This window comes from Rheinheimera sp. UJ51, from assembly GCF_020819615.1.
GTDB classification, from domain to species: Bacteria; Pseudomonadota; Gammaproteobacteria; order Enterobacterales; family Alteromonadaceae; genus Alishewanella; species Alishewanella maricola.
This window is the reverse complement of record NZ_JAJHOG010000002.1, coordinates 401783-426513: the sequence shown is the minus strand read 5'-3', so window position 1 is coordinate 426513 and position 24731 is coordinate 401783. Positions and strand designations below refer to the sequence as shown.

Sequence of the window (24731 nt, the reverse complement as noted above, 5' to 3'; positions counted from 1 at the left end):
CTTTAATTTTGCTCATGTCTGTTCTCTTTCTAGCCATGGTCAACGCCTACCTAAGTTAATTAAAATTAGGTAGAGCTTACCAGTTGATTTGATTAGAAAAAGAATGGCATTTCGGCATTCCGAACAGCTATTTCGGAAAAGGGCTAAAAGTGATCGGATAAAACCGAAACAAGCGATCGGATTAAACCGAAATGAGTGATCGGATTGAACCGAAATCAGTGTTCGGATTCATCCGTAACATGCAGGGGTGTTTGAGCGAGGCACGTTAGTGCCGAACGAGTTACCACGTCGCCTTGGGTGGGCAAAATTGAACGGGCTTTCACCGCAACGTAGGCCGCATTTTCTTTGAAAAATTTCTTTTGGCGAAACAAAAGAACGTTACTCGCCAACGGCGAAAACGTTAAACGCTGCGTAAAGCTTCGGCTGGAGCACGCTATAAATACATCCTTGTACGCTCCTCTTTTTCATCCCTGAAAAAGACGTCTCCAGCCAAAGTTTACTTCGCTGTTAACTCGCCAGCTCAATCCGAAGTGTCTGTGTTGTTAATCCCATTACGTTGCAAGCCGTGCAAGTTTGTACGACCAAGGTGTTAAGACGAGGGGTATTTGAGTGAGAAGCGGTAGCGACGAGCGAGTTACCTCGTCGCCTTGGGCGGGCAAAATTGAACGGGCTTTCGCCGCAACGTAGGGTCGCATTTTCTTTGGATACTTTCTTTTGGCGAAACAAAAGAAAGTTACTCGCCAACGGCGAAAAGGCTTAATAATGAACCAGATAATTAATTAATAAAAACCCGCGCATCACTCAGTGATTATCGCGGGTTTTTATTGTTTAGCGCTGCTTAGCAGCACAAAAAACTTAACTCACTAACGCCTGATGCAGCTTTTTCATGGCGTTTTTCTCTAGCTGGCGAACTCGCTCAGCAGACACTTGATAACGCTCAGCTAACTCTTGCAGAGTGAGTTTTTGATTGTCTAACCAACGTGCGCGCACGATATCTTGGCTGCGATCATCAAGAGTGCGCATAGCTGCTTGTAAACGATCCACTGCGGCAGTATCCCACTGTTCGACGGCTACTTGCTCGGCCAGATCAGAACTTTTATCTTGCAGATAATACACCGGTGCCGTGTAGCTGCTGTCATCATCTTCATCGGGGGCATCAAACGGCATATCATAGTTACTCATACGAGATTCCATTTCACGCACTTCGTGCTCGGCTACCCCTAACGACTCAGCAACGTTTTTTACTTCGTCTTGGTTAAACCAGCCCAGATGCTTTTTCGATTTGCGCAGGTTAAAGAATAATTTACGCTGGGCTTTAGTGGTGGCAATTTTCACAATGCGCCAGTTTTTCAGCACATACTCATGAATTTCGGCTTTGATCCAGTGCACAGCAAAAGACACTAAGCGTACGCCTACTGCAGGGTCAAAACGCTTTACGGCTTTCATCAGGCCAATATTGCCTTCTTGAATTAAATCACTAACCGGTAAGCCATAACCTGAGTAGCTACGCGCAATGTGCACTACAAAGCGTAGGTGAGACATAATAAGTTGACGGGCAGCTTCTAAATCGCCGTCTTCATGAAGGCGCTCTGCCAGATGGCGCTCTTGCTCAGCCGTTAGCATTGGAATCGAGCTAACTGAGTGAGTGTAAGCTTCCAGACTACCGCTGGCTGCTACAGAAAGTGGCATATAAGCTGATTGTGTCATGGTTTTGCACATCCTTAAAACAAACGATGGAGAGATATTAGCACTCTTTACGGGAGAGTGCTAATCCTAGATCAGCTTTTTTAAGATCTGCTTTTTATAACTAAGAACTTTTTAAGCACTTTTAGTACTATGGGCCGGATGGCTCAATCGCCCGAATATGTCGACGTACCGAAAGGTAAGAACCGCCAACACCTAAGGATACCGCCAGTAAAATAACACCGCAAAATTCGTATAGATTCATCGCCTGTAATTGAAAGTCGCTTTGATAAAGACTGGTGATATCACTGATGGCCCCCCGTAAACCCCAAAGCAAGGTTTCAGACACCAAAAACGCTAATAAGCCCCCCAGCACACCAAACCAAAAACCCGTGTATAAGAAAGGGCGCTGAATAAAACTGTCTGTTGCACCGACCAATTTCATCACTTCAATTTCAGCTTGTTTGCTGATAATCGATAAACGAATAGTATTACTCACAATAAACAGTACGGCGCTGAGTAATAATAATGCGATGGCGATGACGGCTTGCTGCATCAAGCGCACCACCGCTTCTAAGCGGGTTAGCCATTCCAAATCCAGTTTAGCGAACTCAACGATGCGCTCAGCCGCTAATTGTTGCATTAAGGCCCGCGCTGCCGCAGGCTCGGTGTTCGCGGGCATAACCACTAACACATCTGGCAACGGATTTTGTGTCAGGTAATTCAGGGCTTCACCAAAGCTAGACGCCGCTTGAAATTCAGCCATCGCATCGGCTTTATTGATATGCCGAACCGCGGTGATCTGTGGATCGGCTTTTAAAATAGTTTGCAGGCTTTGAATTTGCGCCGCCGATGCGTCTTCTAGAATAAATAAATTAATCTCGGCAGCTTTAGCAAAGCTATTACTGATTTGCTGGGCGTTCTTGACCAATAAGTGCAACGTAACCGGTAAGGTTAAACTGAGCCCCAGCACAATAATGGTTAAAAACGAGGCCGCAGGCGTGCGCCATAACTCACCTAAGCTACTTAACGCTTGGCGGATATGATGCACAAAAAACATCAGAAAACGGCGCACCAAGCCAATACGGTTAGCCTTCGCCCCCGTGGCGCGGCCAGTAAACAAAATACTCATACTTGATCCCTCGACGGGATCAGATCATCGTTGATCATGCGCCCTTGCTTTAAGGTCAAAGTACGATAACGCATTCGTGCAATCAGCCCCAAATCGTGGGTTGCTACCAGTACAGACACACCTACCTGATTAAAGGCTTCAAAGACTTGCATAATATCGCGTGATAATTCGGGATCAAGGTTACCGGTAGGCTCATCCGCTAATAACAGCGGCGGTTTATTCACTACTGCCCGTGCAATGCCGACACGTTGTTGCTCACCGCCTGATAAGGTTTCAGGCAAACAACGTTGCTTATCTAACAGCCCTACTTTATCGAGGGCGGCATGCACACGTTTAACCATCTCTTTGCCTGTAAAGCCTTCAATGACTAAGGGTAAGGCGACATTATCAAAAACCGTATGATTCATTAATAAGCGGTGGTTCTGGAAAATAATCCCCACATCGCGGCGAACATAGGGAACTTGACTGCGCTTTAAACGGCTTAAATCAATATTATTGATCATCACCCGCCCGGTGCTGGGGCGTTCGATCATGCTAATCAGCTTTAAAATGGTACTTTTACCCGCACCAGAATGGCCGGTTAAAAACACCATTTCGCCTTTGGCGATGCGGAAATTGATACGCTCAAGCGCCACAAAACCGCCGGGATAACTTTTGCTGACATGATCAAACTGCAACATGCGGTTTAGTCCTTATTAAATAACGCCCGGATAAAATCTTTAGCAGCAAACTGCCGCAAGTCGTCGATGGCTTCGCCCACACCGATAAAACGGATTGGCACTTTAAACTGATCCGCAATTGCGAAAATCACCCCGCCCTTGGCTGTGCCGTCTAGCTTGGTTAAACTAATGCCCGTTAGCGGCACAGCCTCATTAAATAACTTGGCTTGGCTTAGCGCATTTTGGCCGGTGCCGGCATCTAACGTTAGCATCACTTCATGTGGTGCCTGCACGTCAATTTTTTGCAGCACGCGCACAATTTTCTTCAACTCTTCCATTAAGTGCGCTTTGTTTTGTAAACGCCCTGCGGTATCAGCGATTAAAATATCCACTTTACGCGCTTTAGCCGCTTGATAAGCATCAAAAATAACAGAGGCACTGTCGGCACCAGTATGCTGTGCAATAACCGGGATCTTGTTACGCTCTCCCCACACTTGCAATTGCTCTACCGCCGCCGCGCGAAAGGTATCACCAGCGGCTAACATCACGCTCTTACCTTGCTGTTTAAATTGCTGCGCCATTTTACCGATAGTGGTGGTTTTACCCACACCGTTAACACCAACCATTAAAATAACAAAGGGGCCACTGCTGTTTTCTGGGACTAAAGGCTGTTCCACATCTTGTAATAACGTTGCCATATCCAGTTGCAGTTTATCAAATAATAAACCGGCATCTTTTAATGCTTTGCGATCGGCATGCGTGGTGAGTTGTTTAATCAGCTTTTGTGTCGTGTCCATGCCCACATCAGCCAGCAATAGCTGCGTTTCTAATTCTTCGTACAGCTCGTCATCGATTTTCTTACCGACAAATAAACCCGCTAAACCGGCGCCGAGGTTTTGGCTGGTTTTTGCTAAGCCTTGTTTTAAGCGTGTGAAAAAGCCCGGTTTTTTCTGTGGCTGTACTGCAGCCATGGGCTCTGCATTGTTTTCAGCACTGACGGTCGGCAAAGCTTGCTCGACTAGCGGGCGAGTCGGCTCTGCTGCCGCTTGATTTGCCGTGTTTTCACTGCGCGTCTCGTTATGAGCCGTTGCATGTACCACGGCAGTAGCGGCCGTGACGACCGCAGGCTCAGCGCTGACCGCTACGTCAGGTGAAACTGCAGCATGCTGGCTTGAAGTCTCCACCTCGGCTTGAGGTTTCGTGGCGGCTTGCTCAACCTCGGCAGATTTTACAGGAGCGGGGTCGACAGGCGTTGGCTCTGCAACGCTCTCTGCTGGCTTTAACGCCGCCGTCACCGCAGTGGGTTCTGACGGTACTCGCACATCAGATGCTGGAGTAGCATCCGTTACGGCAGGCTCTGCAGCAGCCGTCTCTGGTGCGTTATCGGCGTTAGGCTGGGTGGGCGTTAACAAAGGCTCAGCAGCAGGTTCAACTGCCGCAGGCGTTGCATCGTTTTTGGTGGTATCAGCCGCAGGGGCATCGGCCGGTGGGTTATTTTTCTTACCAAAACCTAACCAGGAGAAGAGTTTATTTTGTTTTGTCATATGCTTTTGTGTCAGAGTCGGAAAACTAGGATAAAATTGGCTTTATACTAACACCTTTATCAGCAAGGCAAAATGCAATAGATGAAACAACTGAAAACGCACGCGGCCAAGGCAGCACAACCTGGCTTTGTCAGAATTATCAGTGGCAAATGGCGCGGTAAAAAGCTGCCGGTAGCCGATGCTCTGGGTTTGCGCCCAACCACCGATCGTGTAAAAGAAACGCTATTTAATTGGTTGATGCACGATACTGCACAAAGCACTGTGCTAGATTGTTTCGCCGGCAGTGGCAGTTTAGGCTTAGAAGCCTTATCGCGGCATGCGGCCTTTGTAACCTTAGTTGAAAAGGCGCCCAACTTGGCTAAACAATTACAGCAGCATTTACGCCAACTCGACGCCAGCAACGCTGAGGTATTAAATCAAGATTGTTTATTGTGGTTACAACGCCCGGCGCTACGCCAATATAATTTAGTTTTGATTGACCCACCCTTTCGTCAGAATTTAGCGCAGCCATGCTGTGCAGCATTAGAACAACAAGGTTGGTTGGCTGAAAATGCGCTGATTTATCTGGAAACAGAAAAGGAACTGACATTAGAAAGCATACCGGCGAATTGGCGCTTATTAAAAGAGAATATCGCCGGTCAGTTAACGTATCGCTTATGGTTAAGAGGCTGATGACGGGTTTTGGGGCAATTCCATTGCTAGGTTGGTTAGCCCCTGATCTTTTACCCAGGCCTTAAGGCTTTGCATTTGCTCACGACCTATCACGGTCATCGGTGTTACTAACGCGATAAGCTCAGCTAAACACTCCATTTCATAGCACATTAGCGGATCTTCACGCACAATCTTCTTCAACTCGGCTTCGGTAGTAATATCTTCATCAACCGTGTTGTATTCAATTAAACGCGCCACTGTCGCTTGCGAAATTTTAGCGACATTGAGAAACTCTGCAGCATCTAGCTGACAAATACCATTTAACATCATATCTAACGCCGTGGCGCAATCAACCGCCGGATAAACACCGAACATATCAAAATGATTCACTTCTGGCGTCACCAACTCTAGCTCTTCCGCTAAACGCTCAAAGTTAATTTTAACTTTTTTTACCGTTAACCATTCCCAGCACAGATCTAAAATATTGCGTAACAACTTGCTGTCACCAAACTCGCTTACTTCAGCGAACAACTGATAGTTCGGTAACATTCTTTCCATTAACGTCGCGGCAATCGCGGCTTGTTGATATAACGATAATTCGCGCATTAATTGAAAGTTATTCGCTTTTTGATTCATAAAGATCCTGCTAAGGGTACTGACAAAGACAGCGTGGTTAAGTGAGTTGTCGATTATAGCCTAATGTTAGCGATCGATGTTGCAAGCATCGGCGAGAAAATTCGACTATTTACACTGACCGCATGTTGGCCTCGAAATATTTTAGCACCATGCCTTACGCCAAGGTCGGCGCAGTGTATGATAACAATGGCTCAGTATTATGGCGCAATTCGCTATAATAGGAACCTTTAAGTAGTTTTAACAGTCATACCCTGTGCAGATAATGCCAGATCCAGTCGATGCTAAGTGCTGATCGCACTTGGGCATTTTGCAGTAAAATACTTTGTATCAGTAACGGTAAGCAGGTGTTTATGAACAGACAATCTTTTTCAACCATGTGGCGTACTTTAGTAACAGCGGGCAGTTTGCTGATCCTTAGTGCCTGCGCGACTGGCCCTACCGTACGCTCAGATCAAGCCCCCGATGCCAACCTGGCTAATTACCAAACCTTTGGCTTTATGACCGAGTTAGCCACTGACCGAGGCGGTTATACTTCGCTGGTGACACAACATCTGAAAGCCGCGGTCACAGCTGAAATGACCGCACGCGGTTATCGCTTTTCTGAAGAAAGCCCGCAGTTATTAGTCAATTTCAATTCGAACGTGGAACAACGCACTGATATTCGCACCACCACTTCTGCCGCGCTTGCGCCTTATAGCTATTACCATTACCGTCGTGGTTTTTACAGCCCGTTTCCTTACTATCAAAAAGAAGTAGAAACCGTGCGTTACAAAATTGGCACCGTCAATATCGACGTGGTTGATGCGGCACGTAAGCAATTGGTGTGGGAAGGGGTTGCTGAAGGCGTATTAAAAAGACAAGATTTAGAAGAGCCACGTCAAGCAATGGCTCAGGTTGTTGCGAATATTTTCGACAAGTTCCCACAACCGCGCCGCTAAGTGGCGCGCTAGCGGCTTTAGCTGTTACTGGCCAGTTCAGCAACCTGTTGTTTAAGGTTACTGCAACTGGCTTGCGGATTTAGCTGTTGAATAGACAAGGTTAATTCCGCCACCTTAATCCCAAACTTATGCATTGTTGTGCGGTTAATCAGGTTTTGTTGATCCACCAAGTACAACCAATCTTTAACCGTAACATCTAATTCATCACCGTTATACGGAATACGCAATACATACTGCCAATACAGGCTATTACCGGCCAACTGGCCATTTGCTGCACCCACGACATCCCCTGCAGAACCGGTTATGCGACCATCGGCAAATTGTGTTAACTGCCAATGCCGCTGCTCAACTCGGCCATCGCTAAAATAAAAGACTTCATATAAGTCACCTTTATCACCCTGCCACTCACCGCACAAGTCTGCAGTAAAGCGTAATGTTTGCTTACCGCGCCAATCGTGCAGTACCCCATAAGCCTTGCCACTGCCTAAGAAAAATTCTTTTAACGAAAGCTTGGGTGTTTCGGCTTGATACTGCTGCACCGACTGACTACAACCGGCCAGCAATAACGCGGCCGCCATGATACAAATACGCATATCGGATCTCCTGATAAACCTTGCTTAAGCATACGCCAATAACTACCGTCTGGCTCAGTACTATGGCAAACTAGCGCCCCGTTACTCTTGCCAAGAAGACTCTTCATGTTCAGCATTGACCCTGCGCAATTTGCCCCCTTATTGGACAAATTTAACCAACAGGGATGGGTATTAGCCCCTCACTTTGTGCCTGCGGCTTTAAATCAGGCGCTATTAGCGGATTTGCAGCAACAACAGTTGCAGCAGGCGGGCGTAGGACGACAGCAAGCACATAGCATCAACGCAGACATTCGGCGTGATAAAACGGCGTGGTTTGATGGGCAAAGCGCTGCGCAACAACAGTACCTGCAATTAATGCAAGCCCTACAACAGGCGTTTAATCGGGCATTTTTTTTAGGGTTATTTGATTTTGAGTGTCACTATGCGCGTTATAGCCAAGGCGACTTTTATCACAAACACCTTGATGCATTCAGCGGCCGCTCTAACCGGGTGCTGACCACCGTCAGCTATTTGAATACGGTCAGCCAAGGTGGCGAGCTACAACTGTTTAGCGAAGAGGATCAACTTATCAGTAGTATTGTGCCAACGGCGGGCAGTTTAATTTTGTTCGAAAGCGAGCGTTTCCCGCATCAAGTCTTACCGGCCGAAGACGAACGATACAGTATTGCCGGATGGTTTAGACGCAATAATAGCCTGCAAGGACACATTGATCCGCCCAATTAACGTTTAAGGTTGTGCTTCTGCGGCCAGCAAACGAACGGTACTACCTTTACCTAGGTTTTGCGCAGCAAACCAACCTTGCGGCATTTCTAATGCCGCAATAATTGCAATCTCAGAGGGTACCGGCGTTTCATCAAATGGCTGCAGCTGACGAATATGGTGGATGGTCCAATCTGCGGTAATAAAGGCAACATCCAACGGCATGCTGGTGTTGCGCATCCATAAACTGATTGCTTGTGGCTCGGTATAAAGCAGCAACATACCGGGTTCGGCCTGTTGTTGAAACATTAAACCCTGGGCGCGCAACGCAGGGGTATTAGCCAACTGCACCGGTACTGTTACCGAGTCTAACTGCAAACGCGCAGCGGGAAAAGTCAGCAGCGTCGTCTGCGTTATCGCGGCACAACTGGTTAATAACAAACAGAAACTCAATAACCATGCTTTCATGCAAATCACCCCTGGCTTTGTTGAGCAAAGCTCACAAAAAGCCCAATAAAAATAATTAAACCCACATAGTGGTTATGTAAAAAGGCTTTAAAAGCACCTTGCCTGCTGTTATACGCTAACCAGTGCTGGTAAGCAAAAGCCGGTAGCGTAGCAACAATAGCCAGATAATACGGCCAACCTAATAATAACTGCCAGCCAATCCAGCTTAATAGGCTTAAGAAGATCAGTTGCAGCAAGGCAATAATCGGTAACGCGAAGGCACCAAACAAAATCGCCGTAGATTTTACACCAATCTGTAAATCGTCTGGCCGATCGACCAGCGCATAGTAAGTATCATAAGCCACTGTCCAACATAAATTGGCTAAATACAACGCCCAAGCATAACCGGGGATCTCACCCTGATAGGCCATAAATGCCATCGGAATCCCCCAACTGTAAGCCGCACCTAAAACCACTTGCGGTAAATGAGTGTAGCGCTTCATAAAGGGGTAACAACTGGCCAGCAGCACGGCCACTAATGCCAATAACTGGGTGGCACTATTGAGAAACAGCAATAAGCTAGCCGCCAGTACCAGCAGTAGTACAAACAATTGCAACGCTTCGGGGGCGGTGACCGCGCCAGTTGCAAGCGGTCGGTTTTTCGTGCGTTCTACCTGACCATCGACTTTACGATCAGCGTAATCATTAATCACGCAACCGGCTGAGCGCATTAAAATCACCCCCAGTGTAAAAACCAGCCACATGCTAAAAGACGGTATACCTTCGGCAGCGAGCCACAGCGCCCACCATGTTGGCCATAGCAGCAAATAAATACCAATAGGTTTATCTAGTCGCATTAACTGGCTGTAAAAAGCCCGCTGCTGCCAACGTAACTGCCAACTCATAAATTTAGTACCCCGGGCAAAAAGACTTCTGCAACTAATAACGGTTGCTCTGCTACTGAAAACACCGAGCGTCGCGCCCAAAAATGCCCCGGTGCCACGCCAGCAAAGCCCTTAGTTAAGGCTAATTGTGCGACTTCAATAGCGCTTCTGCTGACATCATCAAATTGAAATAGCAACTCGCCCAGCGGCTGTTCGCCTAGCGCAACTAAGGCTTGGATGTGCTGCATACTTTGCTTTGGCAACCAGCTTTGAGCATAAACGACAGGTTGTTCATTACACCACATTAACACTTCTCGGCACACACACTGCTGCACTGGCTTTGGAAAACTCGCTTGTAGAAAATGCGGCAGTACAGCCGCAGTCTCGGCAATAACTTGTAAGCGAAAAGACGTGCTGTGCGCTTTTAATCTGGCGGTTAAGGAACCCGACTCTAACAGCCAAGGCGCTAAAGGTGTGGGTAAAAGCGACGTGGCCGCATGCTGCCAAGCCTCTTCTAATGATAAAACAACACTCATCGTTTTCTGCTATCAAGCCCTTAAAAAAAGTTGCCGCATCATAGCAACTGCTTAAATTTTTTTCAGCTCAAATTGCCCGTGCACTAGGTGATTTCAGGATCTGCTGATATTATTAAAACACGTTATCTCTTTACGGTTACGGAACTTCTGCCTTTGAAATCAATTCTGCAAGGTCTATGCTTCGCCCTGTTGCTGTCTGGTACTGCAGCGGCGCAACAAACAACTACCGAAGTGGTTTATTACGGTTTTGAGCCGGATATCGTGACGAATTTTGTCTCGGAAAATCGCCGCAGTTTAGGCTATGTGCGAGTCTCCATTGAGTTGATGCTGCCAAATAAAGAAATGCTCTCTGTTATCGAGTATCACGAGCCGATGATCCTAGACACCATTATTGGTATTTTAAGCAAACAGCCTGAACAAAAAATCAAATCAATTACTGGTCGTGAAGAAATCCGTTTAGAGATTTTTGAACAGTTAAAAGTGGTATTGAAACGGGAAACCGGCCAAACCATGGTGCAAGATATTTTATTTACGAAGTATCTTTACCAATAAACCCGCTTTACACGGGCTGTTTTGAATGACGCAATACAGCCCAAATTAGGCCACACGCCAACCCGCCTAAATGTGCCCAATTGGCCATATTAACCCATAGCACATCCATAAATCCTAAGGCTAACCACAGCAGCATAAACGCCGCTAAACCATCGGTCACTGGGTAATGGTGTTTTCCGGCCAACTTATCACTCAGCCAGCAATAGCCAAACAGTGCATACACCACACCCGATAAGCCGCCAAAATCAGGGCCAACTAACGCCAACTGCAAACCATTTGATAATAATGCACTGCTCAAGGTTAATTGAATAAGCAACGCACTGCCCGCTCGCTGTTCAATTTTTTGCCCAAGCAAAAACCACCAGCACAAATTAAACACGATGTGCGTGAGCGAAAAGTGCAGCAGTATTGGTGTTATCCAACGCCAAATTTGCGCCGGCTCTGTTAACATCAGAGCGCTATTGGCCGCTTGAAAACTGAGTTGTTGCCATAAATATATGAGGCATACCAGCAGCACTATGAGTGAGGTAACTGGAGATTGCAGTAACTGTGACCAACGCAGACTGGGCCGCTTACCGCTTGTTGCCATGGTTCGGCTTTGTTGCCAAGCGGCGGCTTGATAACGGGCGTGCTCGGGTTCAGTCAAAAACTGCTTTAATAACGGCTCAATTTGGCTCAGTTGCTCGGCCGGTGCGGCTAAGGTGGTTGTTTGCCCTTCCTGCGCCAGCTCTACCTGCAAACCTTTGCTGGTGCAATAGTCTGCAAATAAACGCGCAGGAATAGCCGACTCAAACGCGACAAACTTATGCATTGTCATCAGTGACAACCGGATATTCGGCACGCCAAGCTGCAACGCCACCGTCCATGCTATACACCTCTTCATAGCCTTGTTGTGCTAAATATTGCGCGGCACCTTGGCTAGAATTGCCGTGATAACACACCACAACCACGGGCTGCTCAAACGGAAACTGCTGCATAAATTGCACAATACTGCCATTCGTTAAGTGATAAGCGCCTTCGATATGACCGGCAGCAAAACTGTTTTCATCCCGAATATCCGCAATAATGGCTTGCTGCGTGATCAGCTGTTGAGTTTCGGCCACCGAGATACGTTTAAAATCGCTCATTTTCACCTCATTCAGAAAAGGCCTTATCATAGCGCAGCGCTTAGTGAATAGCAGCCTTGATAACAAACTTTACACGCATTAACCGAAGAACTGCTGGACAATCAGTTAAACCTTCGTTAACAATAAACCAAATATATTGTTGGAGTAGGCTATGGCACCCCTTATCATTTTAGCGCTGATCGCGGCTCTGGTGTTTTACATCATCAGCATCTTTAATCAGCTGGTAAAACTCAGAAATCGTTTTCAAAACGCCTTCGCACAAATCGAAGTGCAGCTGAAACGTCGTTACGATTTAATCCCGAATTTAGTCGAAACCGCGAAAGGCTACATGAAACATGAGCGCGAGACGCTTGAAGCGGTGATTGCAGCGAGAAATACCGCGTTAGCGGGGCTAAAAGTGGCCGCCAATAATCCAGGCGATGCCGGAGCAATTGGCCAACTGGCGGTTGCTGAAGGGGCATTACAAAGCTCAATGGCGCGCTTTAGTATGGTGATGGAAGCTTACCCTGACTTAAAAGCCAGCGAGAATATGCAGCAATTATCAGAAGAGCTGACCAGCACAGAAAACCGTATCGCTTTTGCCAGACAAGCGTTTAATGACGCGGTGACAGACTACAACAGCTACAAGCAAAGCTTTCCGCCGATGTTTTTCGCAGCCAGTTTTGGCCATAGCAAAGATGCGGTGTTATTAGAGTTTGCTGATAGCGCAGCCATTCAAGCGGCACCGAAAGTTAGCTTTTAAATAATGGCAACAAACTTTTTTCAGCAGCAAGATTTAGCACGTCGCAATACCCGTCTGTTGGTGGTGATCTTTGGCATGGCGGTGTTGTCGCTGATTGTGCTGACTAACTTGCTGGTGATGATTAGCCTGGGCTTTGTGCAAGACGTACAAAGCAGCTTTATGCTGCCATGGGAAGTGATAACGAGTATCAGTTTAGTGGTCATTGCCGTGGTTGGTTTAGCCATTATGGCTAAGTGGCAGCGGCTAAAACAAGGTGGCCGCACTATTGCCGAGGCGCTAGGTGGTGAACGGGTAAACCCTGATACCGCCAATAGCGCAGAGCGCCGTTTACTGAATGTGGTAGAAGAAATGGCCCTGGCGGCTAATTTGCCTGTTCCCCCCGTTTATTTACTGCCTGAAAGCGGTATCAATGCCTTTGCCGCCGGTTACAGCCAGTCTGACGCGGTGATTGGTATCACCCAAGGTAGCTTGCAACAACTAAGCCGAGACGAATTACAAGGCGTTATCGCGCATGAATTTAGTCATATTTTAAATGGTGATATGCGGATGAATATCCGCTTGATTGCCATTTTAAATGGCATCTTGTTTATTGGTCATATTGGCTATTATTTATTGCGCTCTGGTCGCGGTAGCAGCGCACTGATGAGTAGCCGAAAACGCAATAAGAATGCCGGTGGCTTATTACTGTTCGGCATTGGCTTAGTGGTTATCGGCTATCTAGGTTCATTTTTTGGTAATTTAATTAAGGCCGCGGTAAGCAGACAACGCGAATATTTAGCAGATGCTTCTGCGGTTCAATTTAGCCGGAACCCTTTGGGTATCAGTGGCGCCTTGAAACGGATTGGCGGCTATCAAGCAGGCTCAAAAATTAACCACCCGAACGCGGATGAAATGAGCCATCTTTTTTTTGGCGAAGCACTGAGTCGCTGGACCAGTATCTTTGCCACTCACCCGCCTTTAGCAAAACGTATCCAACGCTTAGATCCCACTTGGAATGGTCGTTTCGCGGCAGCAACGAGCCAAAAAAAAACCAGTACAGAACAAACCACGAGCGACTCGCCGGCATTATCCGCGCGTCAGAGCATGCTCGCTGCCCTGCCGTTGCTATTAAGCCAAAGTAGTCATCAGCTATTACCCGCTAAAGCCATTGTCTGTGCCATGTTACTGACCCCAGAGCAATTTGCTACACAATTAGCTATGATTAAAAACCAAGGCTCACCCACACTTTTACAACAAGTGGATCAACTGGCCGATGAGGTGAGCCGTTTACCACTGGCGCAACAGGTGCAATTATTGCAACTGACGATCCCCACCCTGAAACAACTTAGCGCCAGCGAATTTCAACAATTTTCAGCGCTGATGCAACAATTAACCGCCAACAACCCCAGCTTACAAGCTTGGCTATGTTTAAATTTTATTCAGCATACTGTCGCCAGTCAGTTCAGCGCTAAAGACGTCCATCATCGCGCGCATTCGCACAGTTTGGCGCAGTTACAGCCCCAATTAACACTCTTATTCAGCGCACTAGCCGACTGCGCTGGGCCTGAGCAAACCGAACCCGCGTGGCAAGCCGCTTGGCAGCAACTGGCTTTGCCCAATGTGCCTGCAAAACCCGTCACCGACTACCAGGCACTAACGGCTGCCTTACCTATGCTGATCGACGCTGCTCCCAAAGTTAAACAACAACTGTGGCAAGCCGTACTTGTTACTATCGCTGCCGATAAACATTTCAGTGACGCGGAACAAGCGATGACTAACTTACTGGCAATGCTCTTAGAAATGCCCGTCCCCTTAACAGCAGATTTTAGTTAGGTGTTGATTTTCAGACAGGGCTTTAGCACAAGCGCAGGCTAAGGTACAATGTGCGCTTTGTTGAATTGTCTGGAAGGTGCCATGTCTGATAATCGCTTATTCTTGTTGTACGATGCCTCGTTCGACGAAATGGATGCAGAAGGCTGCCCAGGATTTGGCTATGTATTATTATTTTCTGCCGACGATGTAGAACAATTTCAACCGGGTGAAAACCCCGAGTGTGCTGCAGTGTCTATGCTATTTACGGATCATGCTGATGGTAGTATCAGCGGCGATTTATTAGGCTGGGCACATGTTGATGCCGCTATTTTTCAGGAATACCCGTTAGGTCAATTCTTAGTATTAATGGAACAAGCGGCTCAAGTAGCGATTAATGCTTATCGTCAGGTCGGTCAGGTACCCGATAAACTGGTTGCAGTGAATTTACCGGATGACGAATTATTGCAATTTGATGTGCAGTTTAACGATTTGCAACTCACAGAGCAGCAAACTGAACAACAACTGGCGCAGCAATTGATGCTTGGTCGCCCTTACCTCGATTCATAACAACGGCATTAAACCGTCTAAACAGGCACGCGGAGTAGCGGCATGGTACAAGCAATCAATATGGGCTTAATTGAGCAAGCCTTACAAGGTTTTACCATTCCGCCACAGCCGCAAATTTTGCAGCATATTCAAAAACAACTCAGCAGTCAGGATCCCGATCTGAATCGTATTGCAGCCTTAATTGCACTGGATATCGGTACTGCGGGTTTTACTTTAAAAGTGGTCAATTCTGCCTTTTTTGGGCTGAAAAATAAAATCACCTCGATAGAGCAGGCCTGCCGCTACCTAGGCTTAAACCGTGTGATCATGTTGGCGCGCAGTGTGTTATTACGCTTTACCTTGGAAGACGGACGCCAAGATGCTTTTAATCAAAAGCTCTGGAATAACGCCTTGCACACTGCCAATATTGCCATGACACTCGCCAAACAATTGAATTTTAGCCAACACGTCCAAGATGATTGCTATTCACTGGGCTTGTTTCGCAATGCCGGCATGGCCTTAATTAGCCAACAGCGCAATGACTATGCTGCCATCATGCAGCAAGGCCTACAACAGCAACAACACTATAGTGAAATTGAAGAGCCACGTTTTCACACCAGCCATGAAGTATTAGGTTATTTGATTGCCGAATCTTGGGGGCTGTCAGATATGTTGTGCAATGTGATTGCCTATCACCACAGCACGCCTTTAATCCTGGCAACTGAAAACCCAGCCGAACAGCAACGTTTTGCGCTGTTAAAGATTGCAGAGTATTTTAGTGGTGAAAGCCGACAATTGTTCGCTGTTCATCAAGATCCTGAGTGGCAAAGCCAGCAAAGCGCCATCCTCGATGTATTGGAGCTAGAGCCGCTGCAATTACCTGAACTGGCGGAACTGCTGCATCGCCAAGATTTACATACCATTTATAGCGTTTAATATGGCGCACAAGAAATGTCATTTACCTGAAAAAATCTGCCCCGTCTGCCAACGCAGTTTTAGTTGGCGGAAAAAATGGCAACAGCACTGGGACGAAGTGCGTTATTGCTCAGAGCGCTGCCGACGTCAACGCAGCAACGATAAAGTATCCCCCTAATATGCGAATTATCTTGGCACCGATGGAAGGTGTGGTCGATCACTTGATGCGCGAGATGCTCACGGCCATTGGTGGTTATGATTTATGCGTTACCGAGTTTGTCCGTGTTGTCGATCAAAAACTGCCTGCCCGGGTCTTTACGCGGCTTTGCCCTGAGTTATTACAAGGCGGTAAAACCCTCGCCGGCACACCTGTACGCGTACAGTTATTAGGCCAAGAGCCCGACTGGTTAGCCGAAAACGCCGTGCGTGCCGTCGAGTTAGGTTCGCCAGGTGTCGATTTAAACTTTGGTTGCCCTGCTAAAACGGTGAATAAAAGCCGTGGCGGTGCGGTACTGTTGCGTGATACCGAGCAGTTGTATCGTATTGTCAAAGCAGTACGTACTGCGGTACCGGCTGAATTTCCGGTGACAGCTAAAATTCGATTAGGTTATGAAGATACCCGCTTAGCCATTGCTAATGCCTGCGCCATCGCCGAAGCGGGTGCTAGCAGTTTAGCCATTCATGCTCGTACTAAATCGGATGGCTATCGCCCACCCGCTTATTGGCCTTGGATCGCGAAAATTAAACAACAGGTCGCTATCCCATTAGTCGCCAATGGTGAGATCTGGAATGCCGAACAGGCTTTGTTATGCCAAGAGCAAAGCCAATGCCAAGATATTATGCTCGGCCGTGGTGCCTTAGCGATGCCGAATTTAGCTCAGCATATTCGACTAAAACAGCCACCATTACCCTGGCCTGAGGTACTCACGCTATTAATGCGCTATTCGGAATTTGAGATGTCGGGCGAGAAAGGTAAGTATTACGCCAACCGCGTAAAACAGTGGTTTAGCTATTTAAAACTGCAGTATCCACAAGCCAGTGAGTTGTTTCAGCAATTACGTGTGCTAACTCGAAGCGCCGATATTTTAGCGCTATTGCAACAGCAGCGAGAAATAACAGAGCGAGCCGAAGCTCGCTCTGTGTAATGCAGTTGGCTGTGTCTTTTAGTACACAGCAAAAGCCTTAAGACCAGTTTAAGATCACTTTGCCCGATTGGCCTGAGCACATAATCTCAAAGCCTTCTTGGTAGTTTTCCATCGGCATTTCATGAGTGATGATCGGGCTTAAATCTAAGCCTGATTGAATTAAGCTGGCCATTTTGTACCAGGTCTCAAACATCTCACGGCCATAAACGCCTTTAATCACTAAACCTTTAAAAATAACCTTATTCCAGTCAATCGCCATTGAGCTGGGTGGAATACCCAACATGGCAATTTTGCCACCGTGGTTCATGGTATCAAGCATGCTGCTAAATGCAGACGGCACACCTGACATTTCTAAACCGACGTCAAAGCCTTCGGTCATGCCCAGTTCGCGCATCACATCTTTCAAGTTTTCTTTACTGACATCAACGGCACGGGTTGCGCCCATTTTTTTAGCGAGTTCCAAGCGATAAGGGTTTACATCGGTCACCACCACATGGCGTGCACCGACGTGCCGTGCTACGGCAGCCGCCATAATACCAATAGGGCCAGCACCGGTGATTAACACATCCTCACCCACTAAATCGAATGACAATGCGGTATGCACCGCATTACCGAACGGATCGAAGATTGCCGCGATGTTGTCTGGAATATTGTCGGCGAGTTTAAAGGCATTATAAGCAGGGATCACTAAATACTCGGCAAAAGAGCCGGTACGGTTAACGCCCACGCCTATGGTATTTCGGCATAAATGCACGCGACCCGCACGACAGTTACGGCAATAACCGCAGGTGATATGACCTTCGCCCGATACGCGATCGCCTATGCTAAAGCCACGAACTTCTGAGCCCATGCCTTCAATCACCCCCACATACTCATGACCAACGACCATGCCATGAGGAATGGTATTTTGCGCCCACTCATCCCATTTGAAGATATGCACATCGGTGCCGCAAATAGCGGTTTTCTTGATGCGAATTAACACATCGTTCGGGCCCACTTCTGGTTTTTCAACTTCCGTTTGCCAAATACCCGGTTCTGCTTTTAACTTTGCTAATGCTTTCATTACTACGCCCCGCCTTATGCGATCACGCCCATGTCTTTACCAATTCGGATAAAGGCCGAAATGGCTTTATCTAATTGCGCTTTTGTGTGTGCTGCTGAAATTTGTGTGCGGATCCGCGCTTGGCCTTTGGGCACCACGGGAAAGGAGAAGCCCACCACATAGATCCCCTCTGCCAACATGCGTTTTGCCATTTCGGCCGCCACCTTGGCATCCCCTAACATCACCGGAATGATGGCATGATCTTTACCAGCCAGCGTAAAACCTGCCGCCGTCATTTGCTCACGGAAATAATTAGCGTTTTGCCATAGCTGCGCGCGTAATTCATCACCTTGCGCCAGCATGTCTAATACTTTAATCGACGCGGTAACAATAGAGGGCGCTAAAGAGTTCGAGAACAAATAAGGCCGTGAACGTTGCCGTAACCAATCAATAATGGCTTTTTTACCCGAGGTATAGCCGCCTGAGGCGCCACCTAAGGCTTTACCTAAAGTGCCGGTAATAATGTCAACGCGATCCATTACTTCACAATATTCGTGAGTGCCGCGACCGTTTTTACCGACAAAACCGACCGCATGACTGTCATCTACCATGACCATGGCATTATATTTGTCGGCCAGATCACACACTGATTTCAGATCGGCAATCACGCCATCCATCGAAAAGACACCATCAGTGGCAATGAGCTTAAAACGCGCACCGTCGGCGTCGGCTTGTTTTAATTGCGCTTCTAATTCGGCCATATTGTTATTGGCATAACGATAGCGTTTCGCTTTACACAACCTCACGCCATCAATAATAGAAGCATGATTCAGTGCATCAGAAATGACCGCGTCTTCAGCACCTAAAATCGTTTCAAACAAACCACCGTTGGCATCAAAGCAAGAAGAATACAAAATGGTATCTTCGGTACCGAGAAACTCGCTCACTTTGGCTTCCAAAGTTTTATGAATATCTTGCGTACCACAGATAAAGCGCACCGATGCCACACCAAAACCATGGCTTTGCAAACCGGCCGCAGCGGCAGCAATCAGATCAGGATGATTGGCCAAACCTAAATAGTTATTCGCACAGAAATTGAGTACCTGTTGTGAGCCAACCGTCACATCGGCTTGCTGTTGTGATGTGATGATACGTTCTGCTTTGTACAGACCTTCTGCTTTCACCTCTTCGAGTTGTTGTTCTAGATGGTGCAGAAAAGCGCTATTGCGCATAAAGCCTCCTCTGGCAATATTGGGCAGGAATTAAGCTGTTGAACTCGCTATTGTAAAGATTTAGTGCAGTGACTGCAGCGTTCAACGTGAAGCAGCCCGACGGCAGCGCCGCCAAGCTGTAAAGAAAAACCTACAAATCGGCAGCAAATTCATCGCTACCGGCTAAATCGGTATAATGTTGCTGCAGCTTCCGAAAATCGGGTAAGGCTTCTGCCGTGGCATAAGGCTTAAACAATAACAGTACTTTTAGTACGCCACGATATAAATTAGCCTTATTGACTGCCGCTAACGGTGCTTGGGTTTTTAAATAGCTGATCCAAAAACTCACCAGCAACTTGATATTATGCGCCACGTCGCGGATATCATTGGGCTCAATAGCAATCACCTTAGCGTCATTTAAGCCCTTAATCACCGCCATGACCCGTGCTAACACGTTTTGTTGTACGTGCAAATAATCTTGCTGTAACGCGGGATCGCGCGCCAGAATATCCGGCAAATTGGCATAAAAAAACTGGAAACGCCACATTAACTCAAACACCGCATCAAGATAGTCGGTTAGTAAATCCAGTGCCTGTTCAGGCTGCGCAGGGGGTTTGATCCGTGTATCGAGTAATTTGGCATATTCGCGAAAGATCTGCCGCACAATATCTTCTTTATTTCTAAAGTGATAATACAAATTACCCGGGCTTATGCCCAAGTGTGCAGCGATATGGTTAGTGGTAACTTGACGTTCACCTACTTCGTTAAATAAAGCAATACTGGCCTGTAAAATGCGGTCTTTGGTTCTTAACTTCTTTTCCATTACGTCGTGCGGGCTTCTGTTAATCAGCAAGTATTTTGTTATAGTAACGCCAAACTGAATGTAATTACCAGCCAGCTGTTGCGTACGCTGGCCGAGGACCACCCATTGATGAAAATCCGCGCTATTTATCCTGGCACTTTTGACCCTCTGACCAATGGCCATGCTGATTTGGTTTTGCGTGCTGCCCGCCTCTTTGATAGCGTCATCGTCGCAGTGGCGTCTAACCCAAGTAAACAACCGTTATTCACCTTAGAAGAGCGCGTAGAACTGGCTCGAGCGGCATTTAAAGATTGCCCCAATGTCAGTGTCATTGGCTTTTCCGGCTTGCTCGCCAAGTTTGGCCAAGAACAACAAGCGCAGGTATTGATCCGCGGTGTGCGTGCGGTCGCTGATTTTGAATACGAGTTTCAGTTAGCCAGTATGAATCGGTCGTTAAACCCCGAATTAGACAGCATCTTTATGACGCCCTCTGAAAAAAATACCTTTATCTCATCCACCTTGGTCAAAGAAGTCTGTCGTCATGGTGGTGATGTGTCGAGCTTTGTCCCCGATCATGTCAAAATTGCGCTGCAAGCACGTTTAGCCCAAGTGGCTGCAACAGCTCAGAGCGCTGGCTAAATAACTTACATACCGCTCAAAAAAAGGGGCTCAGTAAACTGCGCCCCTTTTTTATTGCACTGGCGGTTACTGCAACAGTAACCGCTTAGCTATGGCCTTATTCTGTTTTTGCAGCAGCGGCAGCCGCATCACGTGCGGCTAACTTTTGCACTAATTTTTGCGTATGCTGAAGTGACATCAGGTGAGCATAAATTGCAGTCAAGTAACCTAACTTACGTAATTCAAGGAAGGTTTCATCGCTTAACTCATTCAACGCTTTGTCATCAATCATGTTGATACCGTTGATATTACGCTTTTCTTCATTGATGGTAACAGTAAGCACTTGCTCTTTAATTAAGCCTAATTCTTGCATTTTTAGCGTGAAGTTATGAGTGATTTGGCTAAAATCAACAAAATCAGCCATTTGCTGCTTACGTGCAACTAAGTATTCACTTTCTGTACCGTCTTCATTAAATAAGGCAAAACCTTCAGTGTCGTTCACACGCTCAGAGGATTCGTCGATAGCCACGATTAAACGATCACTACCTGGCTGATCTTGTACTAGCACTAAAGGGTAATTACGAGCAACACGAGGAACGTACATACCGTCCCACTTGCCATCTTTGATCACCAGGTTTTGCTGCGCTGATAAACCTAATAACACCACTGGCTGGAAATTTTCACCCGATTGATCTTTAACAAAAACGATAGGGAATTCAGCACCCGCAACCACAAACTCATGCACTACAACCGGTAACATATGCTCATTAGCAATGTGTTGAAAAAGATTTTGCGTGTTGATCTTAGTTTTGGCGTGGCCTTCTTTGTGTAACGCCACTACTTTATTTTCTGCCATATACTACTCTGCTCTCTAAAATTTTAAATTAAGTATGTTGTGTTGGTTCGCTGCAGCATCTCACTCATTAACCTGGCTATGGAACGGTCGGCCCGCAGTAAGGCGGAACAAGCCAGGCGCTATACAGACTGCTGCTTAGCTGCCTGAGCCATGTTATATCACAGCTTTCAAGCAGCAGTAAGCCTGATTACCAATTACTGTGTGAATTCGTAATAGGTTGGGGCATTTGGCCCCACGGGCATCCCTAATAAGAACACCCAACTATAGAATAAGATGACCCAGCCCACGAAAAACACCATGGTATAAGGCAGCATGGTGGCAATCAGCGTACCGATCCCCATGTTCTTTTTATAGCGTGAGGCCACCGCCAAAATAAGCCCAAAATAGCTCATCATTGGCGTAATAAGGTTAGTGACAGAATCACCAATACGGTACGCCGCCTGAATCACCTCTGGTGAGTAACCGACAATCATCAGCATCGGTACAAAAATCGGCGCGAAAATCGCCCACTGTGCAGAAGCCGAGCCCAAAGACAAATTGACAAAAGCACACATTGCGATAAAAAACACGAAGAGTTCTGGCCCGGTTAAACCAATGTTTTGTAACAAGGTGGCGCCTTTTACCGCAAATATCGCCCCTAAATTTGACCAGCCAAAAAACGCGACAAACTGCGCCGCAAAAAACACCAGCACGATATAAAGCCCCATCGAGCTCATGCTTTTAGCCATGGCATCAATCACATCACGATCGCTTTTCATGGTGCCGACAATGCGACCATAAACGTAACCCGGAATACCAAAAGTAATAAAGATAAAAACAACGATGCCTTTAAGAAACGGGGAGTTATCTACCAAGCCGGTTTCGGGATGCCGTAACACACCATTCTCTGGCACGATACTGAGCGCCAGCAAAATGCCTAAGAATAAAAACGTTAAACCCGCCGCTTTTAAACCGCGTTTTTCTTGAGGCGTCAGTGCATCGAGTTTTTGCTCACCCAAATCGACCGAGGCTTCATTCGGGTTGTATTTGCCCAGTTTTGGCTCGACAATTTTTTCTGTGACTAAAGCACCGAGCGTTGCAATAACAAAGGTACTGACAATCATAAAGTACCAGTTAGCTTCGGGGCCAACGACATAGTTTGGATCAATTAAATTCGCCGCTGAAGTGGTAAAGCCTGCCAGTAAGGGATCGACCGTACCAATAAATAAATTGGCACTGTAACCGCCAGAAACACCAGCAAAAGCCGCGGCTAAACCGGCTAACGGATGACGGCCTAACGAGTAAAAAATTAAGGCAGCCATTGGAATGAGCACCACATAACCCAGCTCTGAGGCGGTATTAGAAATGATACCGGCAAACACAACCGTGACCGTGACCATGCGTTTTGATGCATTCATCACCAATCCCCGCATCGCCGCAGAAATTAAGCCGGAGTGCTCCGCCACACTGACACCCAGCAAGGCCACTAACACCACGCCTAAAGGCGCGAAACTGGTAAAGTTAGTCACTAAATTTGAAATAATCCGCTGTAAGCCATCAACCGTCATCAGGCTTACCACCTGAATGGTGCCGTCGGCTGCGCGGCCAGAGGTACCCTCTGGTCTTGGATCAATCGCGCTAAAATCAAAGTAAGCAGCGATACCACTGCCAAAAACCACGGCAATAGCAAAACAAGCAAATAAAGTTACAGGGTGTGGGAGCAGATTACCTAAAAATTCTACAGTATCGAGAAATCGGGTAAACCAGCCACGTTTTTCCGCAACGCCGTTTGGCGTTTTGCTGGAATTCGTCATCAATCGGATCCTCTTGGTCAAAGGTGGTGCAATAAGGCATTGCTATTGCAAACCAGACGGTTTTTTATTTTATTAAGCGCCAAGGCTGGTTTGCCTTGCTGGCGGCTCAAGTACCGTTCTGGTGAATTGTAAAAGCGCTAAATCTATCACAGGAAATCAGTAGCGCAAAGCTGCAAACCTTTTACTGCCTCACTGTCATCGCTTAAAGCTGCTCATTGGCGAACCTTTATTGTGGTCATTTCGCTGCAGATTGACGCTTTGGTTAAGCCCTATAAAAAGCATTTTAATGCCATAAACTGTCTCGATTAGCCAGACACATGGCCCACATAGCACTAAAGTACCGTTGTAGTAAGAGGCCAGCTTTCTTAGCATGCTAAGTATTATTTATAGGAGAGTTATTATGCGTGTAGTCGTTACTGGAGCCACCGGCGGCATTGGTTTTGCCGTTGCCGAAGCCTTTGCTAAAGCAGGTCATGCTGTGGTGTTGGCCGATTTAAATGCTGAATTACTGAAGAGCAAAACGGCAGAGCTCACCGCTGCCGGATATATCGCCAACGCCTTTGTATTAGATGTAACCAATGCCGAGCAAATTGCCGCATGTGCCGCACAATTTCCAGCAGATATTTTAATTAATAATGCAGGTATTCAGCATGTTGCTCGTTTAGAAGACTTTCCACCTGAAAAATGGGCATTATTATTAGATGTGATGCTAACCGGCCCCGCCATGTTAACGCGGGCCATGTTGCCGCATATGCAGCAACAAAACTTTGGCCGAGTGATCAACATTGGCTCTATCCACGCGTTAGTGGCATCGCCGTTTAAATCGGCCTATGTAGCAGCCAAGCATGGTTTACTAGGCTTTAGTAAAGTGATCGCACTGGAAAACGCAGATAAGAACTTTACCATCAACACCATTTGCCCGGCTTATGTCAAAACGCCATTGGTAGAAAAACAAATTAGTGCCCAAGCTAAAGAGCATAACTTAACCGAGCAGCAGGTCATTGAACAAATCATGCTAGCGCCGATGCCACAAAAGGCTTTTATTGATGTCAGTGAAATTGCTGAAACCGCCTTATTTTTGTGCCAACCGGCCGCCAAACATATTACGGCGCAAACCTTGGTATTGGATGGTGGCTGGACAGCACGCTAGCTGAACCCGTAAAACTCAGGCACAATCAGGGTATTATGT

Annotated in this window: 28 protein-coding genes; 12 read left to right on the top strand and 16 right to left on the bottom strand. The window is 46.9% G+C overall.

The genetic code is table 11. The features are described from left to right. Window positions 1-855: 855 nt before the first annotated feature. From rpoH to ftsY, 4 genes are all read right to left on the bottom strand, one after another. The gene (rpoH, locus tag LMJ53_RS04035; protein ID WP_229584908.1) at window positions 856-1707 is read right to left on the bottom strand and encodes an RNA polymerase sigma factor RpoH; all 852 of its coding nucleotides are present in this window, start codon (window positions 1705-1707) and stop codon (window positions 856-858) included. A gap of 127 nt (window positions 1708-1834) precedes the next feature. Continuing rightward, window positions 1835-2815 (bottom strand): permease-like cell division protein FtsX, encoded by a 981-nt coding sequence (ftsX, locus tag LMJ53_RS04030; protein ID WP_229584907.1) that lies wholly within the window; start codon window positions 2813-2815, stop codon window positions 1835-1837. Further along, a complete protein-coding gene (gene ftsE / locus LMJ53_RS04025) occupies window positions 2812-3495 on the bottom strand; it encodes a cell division ATP-binding protein FtsE (RefSeq protein ID WP_229584906.1) in 684 nt (227 codons plus the stop codon). Before ftsE ends, ftsX begins: the two co-directional genes overlap by 4 nt. Window positions 3496-3500: 5 nt before the next feature. Continuing rightward, window positions 3501-5018 (bottom strand): signal recognition particle-docking protein FtsY, encoded by a 1518-nt coding sequence (gene ftsY, locus LMJ53_RS17130; RefSeq protein ID WP_420778839.1) that lies wholly within the window; start codon window positions 5016-5018, stop codon window positions 3501-3503. A gap of 81 nt (window positions 5019-5099) precedes the next feature. On the opposite strand from ftsY, the gene rsmD reads away from it, so the two are divergent. Beyond that, a complete protein-coding gene (rsmD, locus tag LMJ53_RS04015) occupies window positions 5100-5690 on the top strand; it encodes a 16S rRNA (guanine(966)-N(2))-methyltransferase RsmD (RefSeq protein ID WP_229584905.1) in 591 nt (196 codons plus the stop codon). Here the strand turns inward: rsmD and LMJ53_RS04010 are convergent. Then, on the bottom strand, window positions 5679-6305 hold the full coding sequence (locus LMJ53_RS04010; RefSeq protein ID WP_229584904.1) for a YjaG family protein: 627 nt from the start codon (window positions 6303-6305) through the stop codon (window positions 5679-5681). The genes rsmD and LMJ53_RS04010 overlap by 12 nt on opposite strands. 350 nt (window positions 6306-6655) lie before the next feature. On the opposite strand from LMJ53_RS04010, the gene LMJ53_RS04005 reads away from it, so the two are divergent. Then, window positions 6656-7243 (top strand): DUF4136 domain-containing protein, encoded by a 588-nt coding sequence (locus LMJ53_RS04005; protein ID WP_229584903.1) that lies wholly within the window; start codon window positions 6656-6658, stop codon window positions 7241-7243. Between the two features lie 17 nt (window positions 7244-7260). On the opposite strand, the gene LMJ53_RS04000 is transcribed toward LMJ53_RS04005, so the two are convergent. Next, window positions 7261-7836, bottom strand: a complete 576-nt coding sequence (locus LMJ53_RS04000) for a DUF3833 domain-containing protein (RefSeq protein ID WP_229584902.1) — start codon at window positions 7834-7836, stop codon at window positions 7261-7263. Between the two features lie 105 nt (window positions 7837-7941). On the opposite strand from LMJ53_RS04000, the gene LMJ53_RS03995 reads away from it, so the two are divergent. Further along, a complete protein-coding gene (locus LMJ53_RS03995; protein ID WP_229584901.1) occupies window positions 7942-8559 on the top strand; it encodes a 2OG-Fe(II) oxygenase in 618 nt (205 codons plus the stop codon). Window positions 8560-8562: 3 nt separating this feature from the next. Here LMJ53_RS03995 and LMJ53_RS03990 read toward each other — a convergent pair whose 3' ends face one another. The 3 genes from LMJ53_RS03990 to LMJ53_RS03980 are packed head-to-tail and all read right to left on the bottom strand — an operon-like array spanning window position 8563 to window position 10402. Beyond that, window positions 8563-9003, bottom strand: coding sequence for a DUF192 domain-containing protein (locus LMJ53_RS03990; RefSeq protein ID WP_229584900.1), 441 nt, complete (start codon window positions 9001-9003; stop codon window positions 8563-8565). A 5-nt stretch (window positions 9004-9008) separates the two neighbouring features. After that, the gene (gene ubiA / locus LMJ53_RS03985) at window positions 9009-9887 is read right to left on the bottom strand and encodes a 4-hydroxybenzoate octaprenyltransferase (protein ID WP_229584899.1); all 879 of its coding nucleotides are present in this window, start codon (window positions 9885-9887) and stop codon (window positions 9009-9011) included. Then, window positions 9884-10402: a chorismate--pyruvate lyase family protein gene (locus LMJ53_RS03980; RefSeq protein ID WP_229584898.1), complete on the bottom strand. Its 519-nt coding sequence runs from the start codon at window positions 10400-10402 to the stop codon at window positions 9884-9886. The genes ubiA and LMJ53_RS03980 overlap by 4 nt, the downstream gene beginning before the upstream one ends. Before the next feature lie 153 nt (window positions 10403-10555). Between LMJ53_RS03980 and LMJ53_RS03975 the strand changes: the two genes are divergently transcribed. Continuing rightward, complete coding sequence (locus LMJ53_RS03975; RefSeq protein WP_229584897.1) at window positions 10556-10954, top strand: flagellar basal body-associated protein FliL; 399 nt, start codon at window positions 10556-10558, stop codon at window positions 10952-10954. A gap of 7 nt (window positions 10955-10961) precedes the next feature. Here the strand turns inward: LMJ53_RS03975 and glpG are convergent, their stop codons facing one another. Together glpG and glpE are read right to left on the bottom strand one after the other, a co-directional pair. Then, window positions 10962-11771, bottom strand: coding sequence for a rhomboid family intramembrane serine protease GlpG (gene glpG / locus LMJ53_RS03970; RefSeq protein ID WP_229584896.1), 810 nt, complete (start codon window positions 11769-11771; stop codon window positions 10962-10964). Beyond that, on the bottom strand, window positions 11758-12081 hold the full coding sequence (gene glpE, locus LMJ53_RS03965; protein ID WP_226749409.1) for a thiosulfate sulfurtransferase GlpE: 324 nt from the start codon (window positions 12079-12081) through the stop codon (window positions 11758-11760). Before glpE ends, glpG begins: the two co-directional genes overlap by 14 nt. 151 nt (window positions 12082-12232) lie before the next feature. On the opposite strand from glpE, the gene LMJ53_RS03960 reads away from it, so the two are divergent. From LMJ53_RS03960 to dusC, 6 genes are all read left to right on the top strand, one after another. Beyond that, complete coding sequence (locus LMJ53_RS03960; RefSeq protein WP_229584895.1) at window positions 12233-12823, top strand: LemA family protein; 591 nt, start codon at window positions 12233-12235, stop codon at window positions 12821-12823. Window positions 12824-12826: 3 nt separating this feature from the next. After that, the gene (locus LMJ53_RS03955; protein ID WP_229584894.1) at window positions 12827-14635 is read left to right on the top strand and encodes a M48 family metallopeptidase; all 1809 of its coding nucleotides are present in this window, start codon (window positions 12827-12829) and stop codon (window positions 14633-14635) included. Between the two features lie 81 nt (window positions 14636-14716). After that, on the top strand, window positions 14717-15181 hold the full coding sequence (locus tag LMJ53_RS03950; RefSeq protein WP_226749406.1) for a hypothetical protein: 465 nt from the start codon (window positions 14717-14719) through the stop codon (window positions 15179-15181). Between the two features lie 42 nt (window positions 15182-15223). Beyond that, window positions 15224-16096 carry an HDOD domain-containing protein gene (locus LMJ53_RS03945; protein ID WP_229584893.1) on the top strand — a complete coding sequence of 291 codons (873 nt, stop codon included), beginning with the start codon at window positions 15224-15226 and terminating at the stop codon, window positions 16094-16096. Window position 16097: 1 nt separating this feature from the next. Then, window positions 16098-16253: a DUF2256 domain-containing protein gene (locus LMJ53_RS03940; RefSeq protein ID WP_229584892.1), complete on the top strand. Its 156-nt coding sequence runs from the start codon at window positions 16098-16100 to the stop codon at window positions 16251-16253. Between the two features lies 1 nt (window position 16254). Continuing rightward, the gene (dusC, locus tag LMJ53_RS03935; protein WP_229584891.1) at window positions 16255-17220 is read left to right on the top strand and encodes a tRNA dihydrouridine(16) synthase DusC; all 966 of its coding nucleotides are present in this window, start codon (window positions 16255-16257) and stop codon (window positions 17218-17220) included. A 37-nt stretch (window positions 17221-17257) separates the two neighbouring features. Here the strand turns inward: dusC and tdh are convergent, their stop codons facing one another. The 3 genes from tdh to LMJ53_RS03920 form a co-directional block, all read right to left on the bottom strand. Further along, a complete protein-coding gene (gene tdh / locus LMJ53_RS03930; protein ID WP_226749402.1) occupies window positions 17258-18283 on the bottom strand; it encodes an L-threonine 3-dehydrogenase in 1026 nt (341 codons plus the stop codon). A 14-nt stretch (window positions 18284-18297) separates the two neighbouring features. Further along, the gene (locus LMJ53_RS03925) at window positions 18298-19494 is read right to left on the bottom strand and encodes a glycine C-acetyltransferase (protein WP_229584890.1); all 1197 of its coding nucleotides are present in this window, start codon (window positions 19492-19494) and stop codon (window positions 18298-18300) included. A 130-nt stretch (window positions 19495-19624) separates the two neighbouring features. After that, window positions 19625-20296, bottom strand: coding sequence for a TetR/AcrR family transcriptional regulator (locus LMJ53_RS03920; protein WP_226749400.1), 672 nt, complete (start codon window positions 20294-20296; stop codon window positions 19625-19627). A 108-nt stretch (window positions 20297-20404) separates the two neighbouring features. Here LMJ53_RS03920 and coaD point away from each other — a divergent pair, with 108 nt between their 5' ends. Then, window positions 20405-20914 carry a pantetheine-phosphate adenylyltransferase gene (gene coaD, locus LMJ53_RS03915; protein ID WP_267867443.1) on the top strand — a complete coding sequence of 170 codons (510 nt, stop codon included), beginning with the start codon at window positions 20405-20407 and terminating at the stop codon, window positions 20912-20914. A gap of 97 nt (window positions 20915-21011) precedes the next feature. Here coaD and LMJ53_RS03910 read toward each other — a convergent pair whose 3' ends face one another. Together LMJ53_RS03910 and LMJ53_RS03905 are read right to left on the bottom strand one after the other, a co-directional pair. Then, on the bottom strand, window positions 21012-21749 hold the full coding sequence (locus LMJ53_RS03910) for a SapC family protein (protein ID WP_229584888.1): 738 nt from the start codon (window positions 21747-21749) through the stop codon (window positions 21012-21014). Window positions 21750-21943: 194 nt separating this feature from the next. Continuing rightward, the gene (locus LMJ53_RS03905) at window positions 21944-23542 is read right to left on the bottom strand and encodes an AbgT family transporter (protein ID WP_229584887.1); all 1599 of its coding nucleotides are present in this window, start codon (window positions 23540-23542) and stop codon (window positions 21944-21946) included. 400 nt (window positions 23543-23942) lie between these two features. Here LMJ53_RS03905 and LMJ53_RS03900 point away from each other — a divergent pair, with 400 nt between their 5' ends. Beyond that, window positions 23943-24692, top strand: coding sequence for a 3-hydroxybutyrate dehydrogenase (locus LMJ53_RS03900; RefSeq protein ID WP_229584886.1), 750 nt, complete (start codon window positions 23943-23945; stop codon window positions 24690-24692). Window positions 24693-24731: the final 39 nt, after the last annotated feature.